Below are 20844 nucleotides of genomic sequence, written 5' to 3' on the forward strand. Positions count from 1 at the left end.
TGAGATGACCCAAGCGTCCTCTGCGTCGCCTGCCACACCCGATCGCCGCGCGATCATCACCGAGGCCCTGCGCAAGATCGACGATCTGACCGCTCGGCTCGCGGTGGCCGAGAAGGCCGAGACCGAGCCGATCGCCGTGGTCGGCATCGGTTGCCGCCTGCCCGGTGGCGTCGACAACGCCGACGACTTCTGGAAATTGTTGTGTGACGGCGAAAGTGGCGTCATTCGGGTGCCCGCCGACCGGTGGGACGCCGACCAGTACTACTCCTCCGACTACAGCGTGCCCGGCACCATCTGCAACCGCGAGGGCGGCTTCCTGACCTCGTGGCAGCCCGACGAGTTCGACGCCGAGTTCTTCTCCATCGCACCGCGCGAGGCCGCGGCGATGGACCCGCAGCAGCGTCTTCTGCTTGAGGTCGCCTGGGAGGCGCTCGAGGACGCCGGCATCAACCCGCGCACGCTGCGCGGCACGTCGACCGGTGTGTTCATCGGGCTGACGACCAACGACTACTACCACTCGGTCGTCGGCAAGCTGCGGCCCGAGGACATCGACCCCTACATCCCGTTCGGCAACGCGCCCAACTTCGCGGCCGGCCGGCTGTCCTACTTCCTCGGAGTGCGGGGACCGGCCGTGGTCAGCGACACCGCGTGCTCCTCGTCGCTGGTGTCCATCCACCTGGCCTGCCAGAGCCTGCGCCGCGGCGAGAGCGACCACGCGCTGGCCGCCGGGGTGAACCTGATCCTGTCCCCGGACAACAACATCGCCTGCTCGCGATGGGGAATGCTGGCTCCCGACGGCAAGTGCAAGACGTTCGACGCCGACGCCGACGGATATGTCCGCAGCGAGGGCGCGGGCGTGGTCGTGCTCAAGCGCCTCACCGACGCGCTGCGCGACGGCGACCGGGTGCTGGCCGTCGTCCGTGGCTCGGCCGTCAACCAGGACGGTGCGAGCAGCGGTCAGACCGTGCCCAACGGGCCGGCCCAGCAGGAGCTGATGCGCAAGGCGTTGGAGACCGCGCGGCTGGAACCGTCCGACATCGACTACATCGAGGCGCACGGCACCGGAACCTCGCTGGGTGACCCGATCGAGCTCGACGCGCTCGCGGCCGTGTACGGCGACCGCAAGGATTCGGCCCCGCTGGTGCTGGGTTCGGTGAAGACCAACCTCGGACATCTGGAGTCGGCGGCCGGTGTCACCGGCTTCATCAAGACCGTGCTCACCGTGCACCACGGCTCCATCCCGAAGCAGCTGTACTTCAAGAAGCTGACCCCGCAGGCGTGCGAGGGGGCGCAGAAGTTCCGGATCGCGTCGGAGCCCCTCCAGTGGCCCCCACTGACCCGCCCCCGGCGTGCCGCGGTGTCGGGGTTCGGTGTCAGCGGCACCAACGCCCACATCGTGATCGAGCAGGCTCCACAAGCCGAAGCGGTTGCGCCGCAACCGGAACCGCCGGTGAGCACGCTGGTCGTGACCGGCAAGACCGCCCCCCGGATCGCCTCGCTGGCCGGCCGGCTCGCGGACTGGCTGCAGACCCCGGAGGCGGCTTCGGTGAGCCTGGCCGACGTGGCCGAGACCCTGAACCACCACCGCGCCCAGCACACCAAGTTCGCCACCGTCACCGCGGCGGATCGTGAGCAGGCGGTGGCCGGGCTGCGTGCCGTCGCCCAGGGCTACCCGGCCCCGGGCGTGGTCCCCGCCCACGACGGCGCCTGCGGGTCGGGCACCGTGTTCCTGTACTCCGGGCAGGGTTCGCAGTGGGCAGGCATGGGCCGACGGCTGCTGACCGACGAGCCGGCGTTCGCCGCCGCCGTCGACGAGCTCGAGCCCGACTTCGTCGCCGCGGCCGGGTTCTCGCTGCGCGACGTGCTGACCTCCGGGGAGACCGTCGTCGGCATCGACCGGATCCAGCCGGTGCTGGTCGGCGTGCAGCTCGCGCTGACCAAGCTGTGGCAGTCCTACGGCGTCAATCCGGACGCCGTGATCGGCCATTCGATGGGCGAGGTGACGGCCGCGGTGGTGGCCGGCGCGCTCAGCCCGGCCGACGGGCTGAAGGTGATCGCCACCCGGTCACGGCTGATGAAACGGCTGTCCGGGCAGGGCGCGATGGCGCTGCTCGAGCTCGACGCCGAGGCCGCAGAGCAGCTGATCGCGAACTACTCCGGCCTGACGGTCGCGGTGTACGCGTCACCGCACCAGACGGTGATCGCGGGCCCGCCCGAGCAGGTGGACGCCGCGATCGCCGAGGTCGACAAGCTCGACAAGCTGGCCCGCCGCGTCGACGTCGACGTCGCGTCGCATCACCCGATCATCGATCCGATCCTCGAAGATCTGCGCGCCGAGCTGGCAGACCTGAAGCCGCGGCAGCCGAGCATCCCGATCATCGTCACCACCGACCAGCGTCCGACCGACGGCACATGCGTGTTCGACGCCGACCACTGGGTCGCCAACCTGCGCAACCCGGTGCGGTTCGCCCGTGCGGTCGCCACCGCCGGTGCGGACAAGGCGGTGTTCGTCGAGGTGAGCCCGCACCCACTGCTCGGATACGCCATCAAGGACACGCTGGCAGGCACGCATCACCACAGCATCGCGACGTTGCAGCGCGACGCCAACGACACGGTGACGTTCCACACCAACCTCAACGCCACCCACACGGTGCGCCCGCCCAAGACCCCGGCGCGCAGCACGCGGGTGCAGATCCCGACCACGCCGTGGCATCACACGCACCACTGGATTCACACATCGTCGGCAGACGTGGTGCAGGACAAGGGAATTCCTGTTTCCCTCGCCGAGGGCGAGAAACATGAGTGGTTCCACCAGCTGAGCTGGCCGGTGCGCGAGCTGCCCGCGGGCAGCACCGAGGTCTCCTGGCTGGTCTTCACCGACAAGGCAGGCACCGACCTGGCCGAGCTGCTCGGGCCGGGTTCGCGGGCGCTGCCGCTGTCGGTGCTCGACGACGCTGACGCGCTGAGCGCGGCGCTGCCCGGTGTCGAGCACGTCGTCTACGCGCCGCCGGTGTCGGGACAGCGATTCCACGCCGAACCGAGCTATGCGGTGTTCGGCCAGTTGCGCCGACTCGTCGTGGCGCTGGCCGGCGCCGCGGACAGCCCGAAACTGTTCGTGGTGACCCGTAACGCGCAGCCCGTCGCCGACGGCGACCGGGCCAACCCCGCGCACGCCGTGCTGTGGGGGCAGGGCCGCACGCTGGCACTGGAGCATCCGGAGTTCTGGGGCGGCATCATCGACGTCGACGAGACGCTTCCGCCGGAACTGCTCGCGCAGTACCTGCGTGCCGAGGCGTCGGCTCTGCCTGCGACCGGGGCCGACCGCGACGACCAGGCCGTGTACCGCGGCGCCGAGCGCCGGGTGCCGCGCCTGGAGCCGCGCCCGCTGCCCGCGGTCCCGCTGACCCGGCTGGAAAGCGGCACCAGCCACCTCGTCATCGGTGCGACCGGCAACGTCGGCCCGCACCTGATCCGCCAGCTCGCCGACATGGGCGCCGCCACGGTCGTCGCAGTGTCGCGGCGCGGCGGGTCGCAGTTGTCGGAGCTGGCCGAGGAGTTGGCGGCAGGCGGCACCACGCTGGTCGAGGTCGCCGCCGACGCGGCCGACGAAGCGTCGATGGCGGCGGTGTTCGACCGCTTCGGCGCGGATCTGCCTGCGCTGGAAGGCGTTTACCTGGCGTCGCTGGCAGGCGGTGAGGCGCTGCTGGCCGACATGACCGACGACGACCTGGCACCGATGTTCCGGTCGAAGATCGACACCGCCACGGTCCTGCACAAACTGTCGCTGCGCACACCGGTGCGCCGCTTCGTGCTGTTCTCGTCGATCACCGGGCTGCTGGGTTCGCGGGCCGTGGCCCACTACACGGCGGCCAACGCGTTCGCCGATGCGTTCGCCTACGCCCGCCGGGCCCTGGGTCTGCCCGCGACGGTCCTCGACTGGGGTCTGTGGAAGTCCTGGTCGGATGCCCAGCCGCAGATGAAGGCGGCGGGGCTTGAGCCGATGCCCAACGACGTCGCGATCAAGATGCTGCCCGCGGTGCTCGGCCCGGACGCGCCGGTGCAGGCCGTGGTGGCAGGCGCCGACTGGCCCCGGCTGGCCGATGCCTACCGCATGCGGGCCGCGGTGAAGGTGCTCGACCACCTGGTGTCCGGGCCCGGCGAGGACGCCGACCTCGGCGCGGTGCCTGCCCCGGCGTGGGGGACCGTGCTCGGCGAGCCGGTCAGCGGCACCTCCCACGATCACCTGTGGCGCGCCCGGGTGCTGCCCGGCGAGCGGTCCTACCCGGTCGCACACCGGGTCCGCGGCGTCGAGGTGGTTCCGGTTTCGGTTCTGCTGCAGACACTTTCGGCCGCAGCGGCACAACTCGACGAGGCAGGCCCCAATGACGGTCCGACCGTCGCGGTGGGCGACGTGCGGTTCGAGTACCCGATCGTGGCCGACCAGCCCAAGGTCGTGCACGTGGTGGCCGACGGAAAAGCGTTGACCGTGTGGTCCAGCTCGGGGCCGGACAGCCCCGAGCAGCGCTGGACCCGGCACGCCAGCGCCGAGCTGACCACGGCCCCCGGCGGTACGCCGGCGGGCGATCAGGGCGCAGTCGGGAAGACGTTCGACGGTGCCTCGATCGCCGAGATGCAGCGCGCCCTCGGTGTGGAGGGGCAGCCGTTCGAATGGGCGGTGTCCGACTGCGCGGCCACGGCCGCGGGTGCCCGCGCCGATGTCGAGGTGCCCGAGGCCACCGAATCCCCGGCCGCCGCGCTGGTCGATGCCGCGGTGCACGTGGCGCGGCTGGCCGATGCCGACAACGCGCAGCTGCTGCTGCCGGCCGGCGTCGAGAGCCTCGCGGTCGCCGCGACGGTGGGCACCAGCGGTGTCATCGAGGCCTATCGGCGCGACGTCGAGGGCGACGCACTGGTGGTCGACGTCCTCGTCAAGGGTGCCGACGACTCCGTGTGGGTGGACATCCGCGGGCTCAACTACGCCCCGGTGGAATCGGCGCCGGCGCCGGTCGCCGACGAAAGCGCCTCCGGTGCAACCGAGTTCGTCGACTGGTCGACCATGACGCGGCAGCAGACGGTGGCCGAGCTCCGGACCCGGCTGCGCACCATCCTGGGCCGTGAACTCGGAATGCCGGACAACGCCGTCGATTTCGACATGCCGTTCCCCGAGCTCGGACTGGACTCGATGATGGCGATGAACCTGCTGCGGGACGCCAAGGCGTTGGTCCGGACCGATCTGTCGGCCACGATGCTGTGGAACCATCCGTCGATCTCCCAGATGTCGGAGTTCGTCGCCGACCTGCTCGCGCCGCAGCAGAACGCGGTCGACGAGCCCGAGCCTGAATCAAACGAGAACGCCGAGGACGATTCCGACTCGTTCAGTGTGCTTGACGAGCTGTTCTCTTCCGTCGAGTCGGCGAACGCCGGCAGTGAGGGATCAATCTGATGAAGACGACCTTCGACCGGATCTCGGCCATGTCGGCCGAGCAACGCGGCAAGCTGGCCGAGCAGTTCGAGAAGGCCTCCCGCGTCGCCGGGGCGGAACCGATCGCGGTGGTCGGCATCGGCTGCCGTCTCCCCGGGGGAGTCACCGGCCCGGACAGCTACTGGGAGCTGCTGGAGAACGGCACCGACGCGATCACCGAGGTGCCCGCCGACCGATGGGACGGCGACGCGTTCTACGACCCGGACCCGATGGCGCCGGGCCGGATGCCCACCAAATGGGGCGCCTACCTCGACGACGTCTCGGGCTTCGACGCCGACTTCTTCGGCATCACTCCCCGCGAGGCCGCCGCGATGGACCCGCAGCAGCGGGTGCTCCTCGAAGTCGCGTGGGAGGCGCTGGAAAACGCCGGGCTGGCGCCCGACACCCTGAGTGAGACCCGCACCGCGGTGATGATGGGCGTCTACTACACCGAGTACCAGAATTCGTCGGCAGGCAACCCCGACACCATCGACGCCTACTCGGCGACCGGTAACGCGCACAGCGTGACCGTCGGTCGGATCGCCTATCTGCTCGGACTCAAGGGACCGGCCGTGGCCGTCGACACCGCGTGCTCGTCGTCGCTGGTCTCGATCCACCTGGCCTGCCACAGCCTGCGGATGCGCGAGAGCGATCTCGCGCTCGCCGGCGGCGTGAGCCTCAACCTGCGCCCCGAGACCCAGCTGGCCCTGGCCAAGTGGGGCATGCTGTCGCCGCACGGCAAGTGCTTCGCGTTCGATTCCCGCGCCGACGGCTTCGTGCGTGGCGAGGGCGCGGGAGTAGTGGTGCTCAAGCGGCTCACCGATGCGGTGCGCGACGGAGACCGTGTCCTGGGCGTCGTGCGTGGTTCGGCGGTCAATCAGGACGGCCGCTCCAACGGGCTGACCGCCCCCAACGCCCCGTCGCAGCGCGACGTCATCACCCGGGCGCTGCGCTCGGCCGACGTCGCCGCGGGCACCGTCGACTACATCGAAACGCACGGCACCGGAACGGGTCTGGGCGACCCCATCGAATTCGACGCGCTGGCCGCCGTGTACGGCAAGGGTGAGGTGCCGTGCGCGCTCGGCGCGGTCAAGACCAACATGGGCCATCTCGAGGCCGCCGCGGGAGTGGCCGGGTTCATCAAGACCGTGCTGAGCCTGCAGCACGGCAAGATCGCGCCCAACCTGAACTTCGAGAAGTGGAACCCGCAGATCGATCCGAAGCCGACACGGCTGTTCGTGCCGACGGAGGCGCAGGACTGGCCCAAGAGCGAGCATCCGCGGCGCGCCGCGGTGTCGTCGTTCGGCATGGGCGGCACCAACGCCCACATCGTGCTGGAACAGGGCCCCGAGCCCGCCCCGGCGGGCGCCGCCGACACCGGGGTGGTCACGCTTGTCGTGTCGGGCAAGACGTCCGAGCGGCTAGCCGCGTCGGCCAGGTCGTTGGCCGACTGGCTGGACGGCGACGGCGCGGACGTGCCGCTGGTCGACGTCGCCTACACCGTCAACCACCACCGCAGCCGCTACCAGACCATCGCGACCGTGTGCGCCCGCACCCACGCCGAGGCGGTCACCGGGCTGCGGGCGTTGGCCGACGGCAGGCCCGCGCCGGGCGTGATCGCCCCGCACGACGCCAAGGGCGGCGTAGGCGCGGGAAAGGGCGTGGTGTTCCTGTACTCCGGGCAGGGCGCGCAGTGGGCCGGCATGGGCAAGACGCTGCTGACCGAGGAGCCCGCGTTCGCCGCCGCGGTCGACGAGCTGGAACCGGCATTCGTCGAGAAGGTCGGGTTCTCGCTGCGGCAGACCCTGGAGGCCGGTGAACCGGTCGTCGGCATCGACCGCATCCAGCCCGTGCTGGTCGGCATGCAGTTGGCGTTGACCGAGCTGTGGCGTTCCTACGGCGTGGAACCGGACGCGGTGATCGGGCACTCGATGGGCGAGGCCACCGCCGCGGTGGTGGCCGGGGTGCTGACCCCGGCCGAGGGCTTCGACGTCATCGCCACCCGCACCCGGCTGATGAAGCGGCTGTCCGGGCAGGGCGCGATGGCGCTGCTCGAACTTGACGCCCAGGCCACCGAGAAGCTGATCGCCGACCGCTCCGACGTGACTATCGCGGTGTACGCCTCGCCGAAGCAGACGGTGATCGCCGGCCCGCCCGAGCAGGTCGACGAACTGGTCGCCGCGGTCGACGCCCAGGGCAAGCTGGCCCGTCGCATCGAGGTGGACGTGGCCTCGCACCATCCGACGATCGACCCGGTGCTGCCCGAGCTGCGGGAGGCGCTGGCCTACCTGACACCGGCGGCGCCGAAGATCCCGCTGGTGTCCACGGTCGGCTACGCCGGCGACGCGCCGATGTACTCGGCGGACTACTGGGCGGCCAACCTTCGCAACCCGGTGCGGTTCTCCCAGGCGGTGCACGATGCCAGCGCCGAGAACAGCAACTTCATCGAGATCAGCCCGCACCCGCTGCTGACGCACGCGATCTCGGACACGCTGGCGGCGCAGTCCACCAGCCGCAGGTACCACGTCGGCGCGACGGTGAACCGGGACAACCCCGAGCCGCTGGCGTTCCACGCGCAACTGGCCGCGGTGCGCCCGCCCGCGGTGCAGGCGCCCGAGGGGACACCGGGTCGGCTGGCCGACATTCCGCCGACGGCGTGGCAGCACTCGCCCTACTGGATGGTGGACCGTTCCGCAGGCCAGGGTTTCTCGGGGGCGCACCCGCTGCTGGGACTGCACGTGGAGCTTCCGTCGGGCACCGGTCACGTGTGGCAGTCGGACGTGGGCCTGCAGGCCCATCCGTGGCTGGCCGACCACATCGTGCACGGTCTGCCGGTGATGCCGGGCGCCGGCTTCGCCGAGATCGCGCTTGCGGCCGGGCGCGAGGCGCTCGGCCTGCCGGCCACCGGTGTCGAGGTGCAGCTGGAGGTCGAGCAGATGCTGCCGCTCGACGAACACACGAAGCTGACCACTCAGCTGACGCGCGACGACGAGGAGAACCTGCGGGTCGAGATCCACTCCCGCTCGGATGCGGGCAGCTGGACCCGGCACGCGGTCGGCACGGTGAAGGCCGCTGCGGGTCCGGCCCCGGCGAAGGTCGTACCTGCCTCCGACGGGACGCCGGTGTCACCGTCGGACTTCTACACCGCGCTGCGCCGCACCGGCGCGCACCACGCCCACGCGTTCGCCGCGCTGACCCGCATCGTGCGGGCCGGCGGCCGGGCCGACACCGAGATCGTGCTGCCCGACGAGGCGACCCCGCACCGCGGCATCGCACTGCATCCGGTGATGCTCGACGCCGCGCTGCAGGGCCTGGCCGCCGCGATGAGCGATGAGACCCTGTCGGATTCCACCGATGTCACCTATCTGCCCGTCGGCTTCGGGTCGATCCGGGTTTTCGGTGACATCGGCAGGCGGGCCAAGTGCCGCGCCGAGCTGGTCAGCGTCGTCGAGGACAGCGGCGACGCGATGGGCAGGGTCACGCTCACCGATGACACCGGCACCGTGCTGGCCCAGGTCGACGACGTGCACCTCAAGCGCATCCAGCGCCGGACCGTGCCACTTCCGTTGTCGCAGAAGATCTTCGACTCGCGCTGGGTGGAGTCTGCGGCGGCTGCGGGCACCACTGCCACCGGCAGCTGGCTGGCGCTGGCCGACGGGGCCGCCGGTCAGGCCGCCGCGCAGGACTTCGCATCCCGGTTCGGCGCAGACACCCGCAGGGTGATCACCGCCGACCTCGGCGACGAGTCGGCGGTGCGGGAGGCGTTCGCCACCGCGACGGCCGACCCCGACCTGCCGCCCGTCGGTGTGGTCGTGTTCTGCGACTTCGGAGGCAACCCGGCGACGCTGGACGGCACCGACGTCGCCGGCGGGCTGGAGCACGCCCGGGACGTGATCTGGGGCGTGGCGGGCACCGTGCGCGCCATCGTCGGCAGCTGGCACGGCAAGGCGCCGCGGCTGTGGCTGGTCACCCAGGGTGGTCTGGTCGTCAGTCCCGAAGACGGACAAGGCAATCCGGGCGCCAACAGCCTCAAGGGCCTGGCCCGGGTGCTGGCCTACGAGCATCCGGATCTGAAGACCACGCTGCTCGACACCGGCGGCGACGGTGCCGCGCTGGCCACGGAGATCGAGGCAGCACCGGCGTCCGCCGTGACAGAAGACGTGATCGCCTGGCGCGGCGGCACCCGCTACGTCGAGCGGCTGTCCCGCGCGACCCTGCCGGCCACGCCGGGTCAGCTCGTGGTGCGCAGGGACGGCGCCTACGTCGTCACCGGCGCCCTCGGTGGTGTCGGCATGGCCGTGGTCCGCTGGCTGGTCGACCACGGTGCGGGCCGGCTGGTGCTCAACGGCCGCAGCGGCCCGTCCGACGAGGTGGCGGCCGAGCTCGACACGCTGTCGAACCGCGCCGAGATCGCCGTCGTCACCGGCGACGTGGCCGAGCCGGGTGTCGCCGAACGGCTGGTCGCGGCCGCGGAGGAGACCGGAAAGCCGTTGCGCGGCCTGATTCACTCGGCCGCCGTGCTCGAAGACGAGATCTTCGTCGGCATGACCAGGGAAAGCCTGGACAAGATCTGGGCGCCGAAGGCCGCGGGTGCGCTGCGGCTGCACGAGGTCACCGCCGGCTCGGACCTCGACTGGTGGGTCGGCTTCTCGTCGATCGTGTCGCTGCTGGGTTCGCCGGGTCAGGCCGCGTACGCCTGCGCCAACGCGTGGCTGGACGGGCTGGTGGCCTGGCGCACCGCGGCGGGACTGCCCGCGCTCGCGGTCAACTGGGGCCAATGGGCCGATGTCGGTCTGGCCAGCACGCTGCGCTTCTCGGTGCTCGACCCGATCACCCCGGCCGAGGGTGTCGAGGCGCTCGGCGGTGTGATGGCGGCAGGGTTCTCCCGGGTGGGCATCGCCAGGCTGCGGCTGGACCGCGCCGCGGCGGCGTTCCCGGAGATCCAGCAGATCGGCTTCTTCGCCGACCTGGTGGGCGAGCTGGAGACCGACGACGTCGACGAGGACTGGGGCGGCGTCGAAGCCCTCAAGTCGATGGACGCCGCCGAGGTGAACCGGGTGGTGGTGGCACGGCTGCGCCGCCGGATCTCGGCGATCATGGGCTACTCCGACGACAACGCGGTGGACACCGCGCAGCCGCTGACAGAGCTGGGCCTGGACTCGTTGATGGCGGTCCGGATGCGGAACACCATCCGCGGGGATTTCGGCGTGGAGCCTCCGGTGGCACTGTTGTTGCAGGGCGCTACGCTGGCCGATCTCGCGCTCGATCTGATCCGCCAGCTCGGGCTGGAGGAGCAGGAGTCCGCCGAGCGTCCGAACGCGCTGCGGGAACGGGCACAACAGCGTGCCGCAGCGCGTCAAAGAGCCGCATCGCGGCGGAAAGTGGGACCACGATCGTGACGAGCGGTGCCTCGAACAACACCGACGAACTGCCCGATAATGCGATAGCCGTCATCGGCATGGCGGGGAGGTTCCCCGGCGCGGGCTCGGTGTCGGAGTTCTGGCGCAACCTGCGCAACGGAGTGGAGTCGATCGTCGACCTCCCCGAGGACGAGCTGCTCGCCAACGGAGTCACCGAGCGGACCCTGTCGAACCGCTCGTACGTGCGTCGTGCCGGCCTGATGCCGGGCATCGACGAGTTCGACGCGGACTTCTTCGGTTTCACGCCCTACGCGGCCCGGATGCTCGATCCGCAGCACCGGCTGTTCCTGCAGACGGTGTTCCACGCCATGGAGGACGCCGGCTACGACCCGAAGGGGCTGGAGGCCACCGTCGGCGTGTTCGGCACCAGCAGCTCCAGCGGATACCTGCTGCACAACCTGATGTCGAACTTCGACCCGATGATGGTGATCGGGCAGGGCGCCAGCTTCGAGATGGTCAACCTGTCGCTGCAGAACGACAAGGACCACCTGGCCACCCGCGCGGCCCACCAGTTCGACTTCCGCGGCCCCGCGCTGTCGGTGGCCACGGCGTGTTCGTCGTCGCTGGTCGCCGTGCATCTGGCCTGCCAGTCCCTGCTCAACGGCGAGTGCGACATCGCGTTGGCGGGCGGCTCGTCGCTGCGCATCCCGCACCATGTCGGCTACTGGTACGAGCAGGGCGCGATGGTGTCGCCCACCGGTCAGTGCCGCCCGTTCGACGTGCGCTCCGACGGCACGATCTTCGCCAGCGGCGTCGGCGTGGTGGTGCTCAAGGCGCTTACCGACGCCATCGACGACCGCGACCACATCCACGCGGTGATCCGCGGCTCGGCGCTGAACAACGACGGCTCGACGAAGATGACCTATGCCGCGCCGAACGCGCTGGGGCAGGCCGAGGTCATCGCCGAGGCGCACGCCATCGCCGGCGTCGACGCATCGTCGATCACCTATGTCGAGACGCACGGCACCGGCACCCCGCTGGGCGACCCGATCGAGATCGAAGGCCTGCGCCAGGCGTTCGAGCTGTCCGAGGAGACGCGCAGTGCGCCCTGCTATCTCGGGTCGGTCAAGTCCAACATCGGCCACCTGGAGACCGCCGCAGGCATCGCCGGTCTGATCAAGGCCATCCTGTGCCTCGAGCACAAGGCGATCCCGGCGACGCTGCACTACACCAGCCCGAACCCCGAGCTGCACCTCGACCGTGGACCGTTCCGCATCCGCAGCTCCGACGGGCCGTGGGAGTCCGACGGCATCCGTCGGGCGGGGGTCAGCTCGTTCGGTGTCGGCGGCACCAACGCCCACATCGTCCTCGAGGAGGCGCCGACCGCGCCCGTGCCTGCACCCCGGTCCGGGCCGCAGGTCCTGGTGCTGTCCGCGAGAACCGAAGAGACACTCGCCCAGTCGCGGGCCGCGCTGGCCGCCGAACTGTCCGAGGTCGACGAGATCAGCCTGCCCGATGCCGCCTACACGCTGACCCACCGGCGCAAGGACCCGGTCCGGCTGGCCGCCGTCGTGCACGATCAGGAGAACGCGGCCACCGTGCTGTCGGCCGCCGAGACGGACAACGTCTTCATCGGCCGGGCCGTCCCCGACCTGCAGGACTCCGCGGAGCGGGTCGCGTTCCTGTTCCCCGGTCAGGGCGCCCAGCACGTCGGCATGGCACGCGGCCTGTACGACAACGAGCCGGTGTTCAAGCGGCACTTCGACGAGTGCGCGACCGCGTTCAGCGACGACATGGGCTATGACCTGCGTGCCGAGATCTTCGACGGGGTCGGACGCAACCTGGAGCACACCGACCGGGCCCAGCCGGCGTTGTTCACCGTCGAGTACGCGCTGGCCAAGCTGGTCCAGTCCTACGGCGTCGAGCCGGCGATCATGGCCGGGCACAGCATCGGCGAGTACCCGGCTGCCACCATCGCCGGCGTGTTCGATCTGGACACCGCGGTCAAGGTGGTGTCCAAGCGGGCCAAGCTGATGCACGCCGCCCCGCGCGGCGTGATGGTCGCGGTGCCGCTGAGCCCAGAGGCGGTCGCCGAACATCTCACCCCCGACGTCGACGTCGCGACGATCAACGACCCGGGCAGCTGCGTGGTCGCCGGCAGTGAGGAAGCGATCCGCACCTTCCAGGCGGCTCTGGCCGAAAAGGGTGTGGCGGCTCGCCGGGTGCGCACGTCGCACGCGTTCCACTCCCGGCTGATGGACCCGGTCGTCGCCGAGTTCGGCGCGTTCCTGTCCGGGGTGACACTGCGCGAACCGCAGATCCCGTTGCTGTCCAACATCACCGGCACCACGATGACGGCGGCCGAGGCGACGAACCCGTCGACGTGGGCCCGCCAGATCCGGGCCACCGTCCGCTTCGCCGACGAACTGGATGCGCTGCTGGCCGCGCCGGACCGCGTCCTGGTCGAGGTCGGTCCCGGCGGCACGCTGACGTCGTCGGCGGGCAGGCACCCGAAGTGGACGGAACGGCACCGCGCCGTGCGCCTGATGCGTCACCAGGCGCAGAACCGCAACGACCACGACACGTTCCTGCTCGCATTGGGGCAGCTGTGGGCTGCCGATGTGGAAGTGGATTTCAACCAGGGTGCCGAGGAGGACCGCACCCTGATCACGCTGCCCGGTTACCCGTTCGCCAAACAGCGGCACTGGGTCGAGCACAACGCCAACGCGGCGTGGCTGGCCGGGGGAGCGGGTGCCAACGGAACGGCGGCGGCGGCGGGCTCCGCCGGTGTTGCGCCGGTGGCTGCCGGCGGTACCTCGACGGTGGAGGCCAAGCTGGCCCGCATCTGGTCGCAGTGCCTCGGCCTGTCCGACATCGACCGCAACGCCAACTTCTTCGAGATCGGCGGCGACTCGCTGATCGCGATCAGCGTCGCGATGACCGCGGGCCACGAGGGACTGGATCTCACCCCGCAGGATCTCTACGAGAACCAGACCGTGGCCGCGTTGGCCAAGCTGCTGACCGCCCGGTACGCCGAGGGCGGCCTGGCCCGTCAGACGCTCGACGACGCGGTGAACCCGCCGGTGCCGCCGAACGTGGCGTACTTCCTCGAGCACGGCCTGCGCGACATCGGACGCTGGCGCATCCCGGTGATCCTCGGACTGCGTTCCGACGTCGGCGAGGACGACGTCCGGGCGGTGCTGACCGCCGTCACCGAGGTGCACGACGCGCTGCGCGTGCACCTGGTCGAGCGGGCCGGCACCTGGGACCAGCACATCGCCGAGCCGGGGGAGTTCACCGAGCTGGTGGCCCGTCAGCTGCCCGAGGGGCTGGCCGCGGGCAGCCCCCAGGAGCGGGAGGCGGTGCTCGGGTTCCTCGACGAGCAGGTCCGCGAACACCAGGTGGTGGTCCCGTTGGCCGCGACGTTCATCCGTGGCGTGACCGGCGGCCCGTCGTACCTGGCGCTGAGCCTGCACGGGATCGCCGGTGACGACGTGTCCCGCGATGTGTTGCTCACCGACGTCTTCACCGCGTTCAGTCAGCGGATGGCGGGCGAGGAGATCGTCCTGGCGCCTGTTCCGGCGTCCTGGCGGGAGTGGTCGCAGCGGTGCGCGGGTCTGGCCAGCCACCCGGCGGTGCTGGACAGCCGTGACTACTGGTTGCAGACGGCGGGCGCGTCGACGCTGCGAATCGCAGGCCCGGAGCACTCCGAACGCCCGGGCGTCGACGACGTGACCCGGCTGTCCACCGCGCTGTCGGCCGCCGAGACCGGCGAGATCGACGATGCGCGGCGCAGGCTGCGCCTGCCCGTCGAGGAGATCCTGCTGGCCGCGCTCGGCCGGGCCGTGGCGGCGACCGTCGGTGAGGGCGCAGTGTCCGTCGACCTGGGCGGTCGCGGCCGCTCGGTGCTCAAGCCGGACGTCGACCTGCAGCGCACGGTCGGCTGGTTCACCACGATCCACCCGGTCTTGCTGACCGCGGCGCGGCAGGGCAGCGCGACGCAGGCCCTCGGTGACGTGCGCGAGACGCTGAAGGCTGTTCCGCACTACGGCATCGGCTACGGGCTGCTGCGTTACCTGTACGCGCCGACCGCGCGGGTGCTCGGCGCGAGCCGCCCCGCCGACATCCTGTTCTCGCACATCGGGACCATCCCCGAGGTGCCTGCCGAGCAGCCCGACGACGCTCCGGTGCGGTTCGACGCCGACACGGCCATGCCGATCCGGGACGCCCTGCCGGGCCTCGGGCATGCCGTCGAGCTGCGGGTCTACCGGGCCGCGGGGGTGCTGCATCTGGATTGGTGGTACGACAATCGCCGTCTGGGGCCCACCGATGTGGAATCCTTTGCCCGGCAGTACTCGGAAGCGCTCCTGGATGTCACCCGGGACGCGCTGGCCGAAGAGGACACCGACGCGGCGGGCGACGAGCTGGCTCTGGTCGATCTGTCGTGAGCGGTTAGGGGAGAGCGGATGACCAGGTCGGACAAGGCGGTGGTCGTCGCCGGGATCAAGAAGTCTTTCGGCTCCGTCCAGGCGTTACGGGACGTCAGCTTCGAGGTGGAACGCGGCGAGGTGCTCGGCCTGCTCGGCCCCAACGGGGCCGGCAAGACCACCACGGTGAACATTCTGTCCACGCTGATCAAGCCGGACAGCGGCCGCGCGTTGATCGCCGGCCACGACGTGGTGACCGATCCCGCCGGGGTTCGGCGAGCGTTGATGCTGACCGGTCAGCACGCAGCCCTTGACGACCTGTTGACGGGCCGCGAGAACCTGCTGATGTTCGGGCGCCTTCAGGGCCTGAAGAAGAAGGTCGCCCAACAGCGCGCGCAGGAGCTGCTCGAACAGTTCGACCTCGTGCAGGCCGCCGACCGTCCCGTCGGCACCTACTCGGGCGGCATGAAGCGTCGCATCGACATCGCGTGCGGGCTGGTGGTGCGTCCCGAGGTGGTGTTCCTCGACGAACCCACCACCGGTCTGGATCCCCGCAGCCGTCAGGCCATCTGGGAACTCGTCACCGACTTCAAAGAGGCCGGCATCGCCACGCTGCTCACCACGCAGTACCTCGAGGAGGCCGATCTCCTCAGCGACCGGATCATCGTGATCGACAAGGGCACCGTGATCGCGGAGGGCACTGCCGATGAGCTCAAGGAGCGCACCGGCGGCACCTACTGCGAGATCGTCCCGCGCAACCTCGCCGACATCCCCGAGGTCGCCCGCGTCCTGGGACCGCTGCTGCCGGACGCGAACCGGGCCGCGCTCACCGACACCTCCGACCGGATATCGATGCCCGCGCCGGACGGGCCGAACACGCTGATGCAGGCACTGCATCTGCTCAGTGAGGCCAACATCGAGCTGATGGACATCGCATTGCGCCGCCCGTCCCTCGACGAGGTGTTCCTCGCGCTCACCGGGGACCACCCCCGAACCCGCGACGGCGAGGCCGACGCGGTCGTGGCTGCGGACGCGTACGCGTGATCGTCGACTCCGCCATCCCGGCGGCTGTCCGGCCGCCGGTCTCCGCGGTGCAGCAATGGTGGGTGCTCACCGTCCGGATGATCACCCCGACCTTGCGCAACGGCGAGCTGGCGACGCAGATCGTCGGCTCGATCGTGTTCACCATCGGTTACTACCTGCCGCTGAAACAGATGATGGGCGCGGTGCAGCCGCTGAGCGGTTACGCCCAGTACCTGACGCCGCTGATCGTGCTTCAGGCGATCTGGTTCGCCGCGATCTCGGCGGCGTTCCGGTCGGCGACCGACTCCGTGCAGGGCATCAACCGCCGGTTCCGCGCGATGCCGATCCCGGCGCTGACCCCGTTGGCGTCGCGGATGACGGCGAGCATGTACCGCTGTGTGGTCGCGCTGATCGTGTCGGTGGCGTGCGGCTACGTCATCGGGTTCCGGTTCGACAACGGCGTGCTGGGCATTGTCGGATTCGTCGCGCTGGTGCTGCTGATCGGCGCCGCGCTGGCGCTGATCGGTGACCTGATCGGGATCGCCACCCAGAACCCCGAGGCGACCGCACCGATGATGCTCATCCCGCAGCTGACGCTCGGGCTGGCCTCGGTCGGGCTGCAGCCTGTCGAGCGGTTCCCGGAGTGGATCCAGGGCTTCGTCCGCAATCAGCCGCTGTCCCAGTGGGTCTACGGCCTGCAGGCGTTGGCCGGAGACAGCAGCGGCAACGCGCCCGAGGCGACGTTCGCCGTGTTGGGGCCGGGGCTGGCCTGGGTGATCGGCTGCATCGTGGTGGCGCTGGCGCTGCACACATGGGTGAGCCGGAAGAGACGGTCGGAATAATGACGCTCGAATCCCCGGAGTCCCTGGTATCGGCGCCGTACCGGCCCGGCGGCAGGCACCGCCGCGAGAAGGTATGGGAGAACTCGCCGAAGAGACTGGTCCCGCAGGTGGCGGTGCTGACCGGCCGGATCCTGCGGCGCTGGAGCCGTGACCCGGCGACGCTGGTGCAGTCGTTGGTGATGCCCGCGGTGTTCCTGGTGGCGCTCGACATCGTGCTCGGCGACGTCATCGAACAGGTCACCGGGCACAGTGGGCTCTACGGACAGGTGCCGTTGGTGGCGCTGGTCGGCGGGATGACGGGCGCGATCATCGGCGCGGTCGGCATCATGCGCGAGCGGGAGGCCGGGCTGCTGTCCCGGTTCTGGGTGGTGCCGGTGCACCGGGCGGCGGGGCTGTTGGCCAGGCTGGCCGCCGATTTCGTCCGCATCGTGGTCATCACGCTCGTCGTGATGGTCGTCGGTCTGGCGCTGGGGTTCCGGTTCGAACAGGGCATCCTCGCGGCGGTCGTCTGGGTGTTCATGCCCGCGCTGTTCGGGGTGGCGTTGTCGGCCGCGGTGCTCACGCTGGCACTGTTCTCCTCCAGCACCATCGCTCCGCAGGCGACCGAGATCGTCATCGCGATCCTGATGTTCTTCTCGATCGGCTTCGTCCCGCTCGATCAGTATCCGAAATGGCTGCAGCCGTTCGTCGAACACCAGCCCGTCAGCACTACGATCAAGGCGATGAAGGGCCTGTCCCTCGAAGGTCCGATCGCCCAACCTGTCTTGTTGTCGGTGTTGTGGGCGGCAGGCATCGCCGCGGTCTGCGCGGTGCCGCTGGCGATCGGATTTCGCAAAGCCAGCAAGCGTGGTTGATCGGTTGGCCACCCCCACTTTGACGCAGCAGGGAGTCTGACACTCATGTTTCCTTCATCGGGCATCCGTAAGCTCGCGCGCAGCGAGGAGATGTTCGCCGAGACGCACAACTTCATCGGCCTGGCCGCACACGTGAAGGGGTCGATGGACGCCGACGCGTTGTCGGACGCGTTCGACCTTCTCCTGCAGGCGCATCCGGTGCTCGGCGGGCACCTGGAGCAGCTGCCCGACGGCAAGTGGGAGATCGTGCTCGACGACCTGATGCATCCCGGGATCGAAGTGGTCGAACTGACCGGCGACGAACCCGCGCCGCCGCTGATCTTCGACCAGACCGTGTCGCTGGTGCATCTGCGGTTGACGATCCGCGACGGGCAGGCGCAGCCGACGCTCTACATCCACCACAGCCTGGCCGACGGCCATCACCAGTTCAGCCTCGTCGAGGAGTTGTTCTCCACCTACACCGATCTGGTGACCACGGGCACCACCAAGCCGGTCGAGGTACATCCCGCTCCCGAGCCGCTCGAGGTGATCCTGGCCAACCGGGGCGTGGAGAAGCGGACCCGGTCCGGCCTGGAACGCCTGCTCGCCGCGATGTTCGTCTACGACCTGCCCCCGTCGCGGCGCGCCCCGTCGGATGTCAATCCTGTTCTGCCGCAACTGGTTCCGATGGCCTATTGCACGCTCTCGGAGCAGGACACCGAGAAGATCATCGCGTTCTGCCGGGCCAACAAGCTAGGCCTGAACAGTCTGTTGTCGGCGGCCGTGCTGATGGCCGAGTGGAACGTGCGCAAAACCCCGAACATCCCGGTGCCCTACGTGTATCCGGTCGATCTGCGGTACCTGCTGTCGCCGCCGGTGTCGGCGACCGAGAGCACCAACCCCGTCGGTATCGCGACCTACCTCGCCGAGATCGAGAAGGGCACCGACATCGCCGAGTTGGCCCGCGACATCAACGACACCTACAAGAAGGACATCGCCGAAGGCGTGATCCAGCAGAGTTTCCTGCACTTCAGCCCGCAGTACGTGGGAAACCCACCGGGCCTGCCGGACGTGGTGATGTTCACCGACAACGGAATCGTGCCGCCGCTGCGCACCCCGCCGGACATGGAGGTGGCCGCCAGCCACGGCGAGTTCTACTTCGCGGTCGGTGCGGGCATCGAGATCTACACCAGCAAGATCTTCAACGGTCAGCTGATGATCGAGTACCACTCGCACGGGCCGGACCGCGAGAAGTCCGTCGCGGCCATCGAGGAGCAGCTGCGCGCCGTCGTGGCCAGACAGTCCGGTGTCGGCTGACGGTCTAGCGGGGACCGTACGCGTAGCGGTGGTACTGCAGCGCGTTGCGCAGCGGCGGCAGCAGTCGCACCGCACGCTTGGCCGCCTGCAGCCCCGGGCCGGTTCGGGAATACGTGCTGGCGTCGAAAAATGTTGTTGCGGCGAGCAATCGGATGTCGGGCAGCTTGCTCAGGATGTCCTGCGGGCTGTTGACGGCCCAGTACAACACCGATCCGGAAGTGCGGACCAGGGACTGCGACTTCTGAGATTTGATCGCCAGCCAGTTGAAGAAGTCGATCTGCAGCTCACCCGCGCCGAAGCGGTCGATGAAACGCCGCAGCAACGCGATGCCCTCGTCCTCGGTCAGGTACATGCTGATGCCCTCGGCGATCAGCAGCGTGGGGCGATCGGCCGGGATCTCGTCGAGCCAGTTCGGCTCGGTCGCCGGCGTCGCGATCAGCTGGTAGTTGGGCCGGGTCGGGTAGATCTGCTCGCGCAGCGCGATCACCTGCGGGAAATCCACGTCGTACCAACGCACGTCGGGTCCGGGGTCGACGCGGAACACGCGGCAGTCCAGACCGCAGCCCAGGTGCACCACGGTGCACTCGGGGTGCGCGGCGATGAACTCGCGGACCCAGCCGTCGTAGAGCGCGGTGCGAACGGTGAACAGCGGCGCCCACTTCGGCGTGATCTCGAGTTCGCGCCAATCGAAATCGAGTTTGTCGATGGCGGCCTTGGCGAACCGGTCGCCGAGCACGGGGCGGTCGAAGTCGGCGTCGAGTGCCTTCAGGTAGAGGGTCGACAGCATGGTCTTCGCCGGGCCGCTGAGGTCAACCGGAACTTTGTTGCTCACGTGTGTGAGGCTATTGGAAAAGGGCCCGGCGTGGCACGCCGGGTCGACGATGAGGAGAGGATGTGCCGACCGTGACTCATTCGGGTCCGCCGCGGGTGCTGTTGCTCTACTACAGCTACACGGGACAATCCAAGAAGGTTCTCGACGCCGCGGCCGACGTGTTCCGCGCCCGCGGGTGCGTGGTGACCGAGGCGCCGATCGAGTTCACCGACCCGCGCTACGCGCAGCGGTTCTCCCGCTTTCCCATGCACCGGGTGTGGCCGGAGTTCTTCGGGATGCTGCCCGCCCAGACGCTGCAGCGCACCGGCGACATCCGCACCCCGGACGCCGTCCGCACCGGGGACTACGACCTGATCTGCATCGGATCGCCCACCTGGTGGGACACGGTGTCGATGCCGTTGCGGTCCTTCCTGAAGTCGCACGAGGCGCGGAACCTGCTCGACGGCAAGCGGTTCGCGGTGTTCGTGGTGTGCCGGCGCAAGTGGCGCAAGAACCTCGCCGGGGTGCGCAAGCTCGCCGAGAACAAGGGCGGCCGCTACGTCGACGGCATCCATTTCACCTACCCGGGCGGCGAACTGTCGTCGATGCTGTCGCTGACCAGCTACCTGGGGTCGGGGGAGTACAAGGACCGCTACCTCGGTGTGAAGCTGCCTCCCACCAACATCAACGACGAGCATCTGGAGGAATCGCGGCGCTTCGCGGCCCGCGTCGCCGACAAGGTGTTCGGCAGACAACCGCAGGGGAACTGA

Annotated in this window: 9 protein-coding genes; 8 read left to right on the forward strand and 1 reads right to left on the reverse strand. The window is 69.8% G+C overall.

The features are described 5' to 3' along the window. The first annotated feature begins 4 nt into the window (after nt 1–4). From BN976_RS18235 to BN976_RS18265, 7 genes are read left to right on the forward strand one after another with little or no spacing between them, the layout of a single operon-like run. Nucleotides 5–5443: an SDR family NAD(P)-dependent oxidoreductase gene (locus tag BN976_RS18235; protein WP_036372747.1), complete on the forward strand. Its 5439-nt coding sequence runs from the start codon at nt 5–7 to the stop codon at nt 5441–5443. Continuing rightward, nucleotides 5443–10860: a type I polyketide synthase gene (locus BN976_RS18240; RefSeq protein ID WP_036372750.1), complete on the forward strand. Its 5418-nt coding sequence runs from the start codon at nt 5443–5445 to the stop codon at nt 10858–10860. The genes BN976_RS18235 and BN976_RS18240 overlap by 1 nt, the downstream gene beginning before the upstream one ends. Beyond that, nucleotides 10857–15269 (forward strand): type I polyketide synthase, encoded by a 4413-nt coding sequence (locus BN976_RS18245; protein WP_036372753.1) that lies wholly within the window; start codon nt 10857–10859, stop codon nt 15267–15269. Before BN976_RS18240 ends, BN976_RS18245 begins: the two co-directional genes overlap by 4 nt. An 18-nt stretch (nt 15270–15287) precedes the next feature. Next, on the forward strand, nt 15288–16292 hold the full coding sequence (locus BN976_RS18250) for an efflux ABC transporter ATPase subunit, DrrA-related (RefSeq protein WP_036372756.1): 1005 nt from the start codon (nt 15288–15290) through the stop codon (nt 16290–16292). After that, entirely contained in the window at nt 16289–17113 is an 825-nt protein-coding gene (locus BN976_RS18255) for an ABC transporter permease (protein WP_036372759.1), read from the forward strand. Before BN976_RS18250 ends, BN976_RS18255 begins: the two co-directional genes overlap by 4 nt. Continuing rightward, nucleotides 17113–17967: an ABC transporter permease gene (locus BN976_RS18260; RefSeq protein ID WP_011780327.1), complete on the forward strand. Its 855-nt coding sequence runs from the start codon at nt 17113–17115 to the stop codon at nt 17965–17967. The genes BN976_RS18255 and BN976_RS18260 overlap by 1 nt, the downstream gene beginning before the upstream one ends. A 45-nt stretch (nt 17968–18012) precedes the next feature. Further along, complete coding sequence (locus BN976_RS18265; protein ID WP_036372763.1) at nt 18013–19263, forward strand: phthiocerol/phthiodiolone dimycocerosyl transferase; 1251 nt, start codon at nt 18013–18015, stop codon at nt 19261–19263. Nucleotides 19264–19267: 4 nt separating this feature from the next. Here the strand turns inward: BN976_RS18265 and BN976_RS18270 are convergent, their stop codons facing one another. Further along, nucleotides 19268–20095, reverse strand: coding sequence for a class I SAM-dependent methyltransferase (locus BN976_RS18270; protein WP_011780325.1), 828 nt, complete (start codon nt 20093–20095; stop codon nt 19268–19270). A 62-nt stretch (nt 20096–20157) separates the two neighbouring features. Between BN976_RS18270 and BN976_RS18275 the strand changes: the two genes are divergently transcribed. After that, nucleotides 20158–20844: a flavodoxin family protein gene (locus BN976_RS18275; RefSeq protein ID WP_011780324.1), complete on the forward strand. Its 687-nt coding sequence runs from the start codon at nt 20158–20160 to the stop codon at nt 20842–20844.

Origin of the sequence: Mycolicibacterium austroafricanum, assembly GCF_000612725.1 — a bacterium.
In the GTDB taxonomy this organism is placed as follows: Bacteria; Actinomycetota; Actinomycetes; order Mycobacteriales; family Mycobacteriaceae; genus Mycobacterium; species Mycobacterium austroafricanum.

Excerpts from the sequence above, each read along its gene's own strand:
- BN976_RS18235 (WP_036372747.1), top strand. The coding sequence starts at position 5 with ATGACCCAAGCGTCCTCTGCGTCGCCTGCCACACCCGATCGCCGCGCG.
- BN976_RS18240 (WP_036372750.1), top strand. The coding sequence starts at position 5,443 with ATGAAGACGACCTTCGACCGGATCTCGGCCATGTCGGCCGAGCAACGC.
- BN976_RS18250 (WP_036372756.1), top strand. The coding sequence starts at position 15,288 with ATGACCAGGTCGGACAAGGCGGTGGTCGTCGCCGGGATCAAGAAGTCT.
- BN976_RS18260 (WP_011780327.1), top strand. The coding sequence starts at position 17,113 with ATGACGCTCGAATCCCCGGAGTCCCTGGTATCGGCGCCGTACCGGCCC.
- BN976_RS18265 (WP_036372763.1), top strand. The coding sequence starts at position 18,013 with ATGTTTCCTTCATCGGGCATCCGTAAGCTCGCGCGCAGCGAGGAGATG.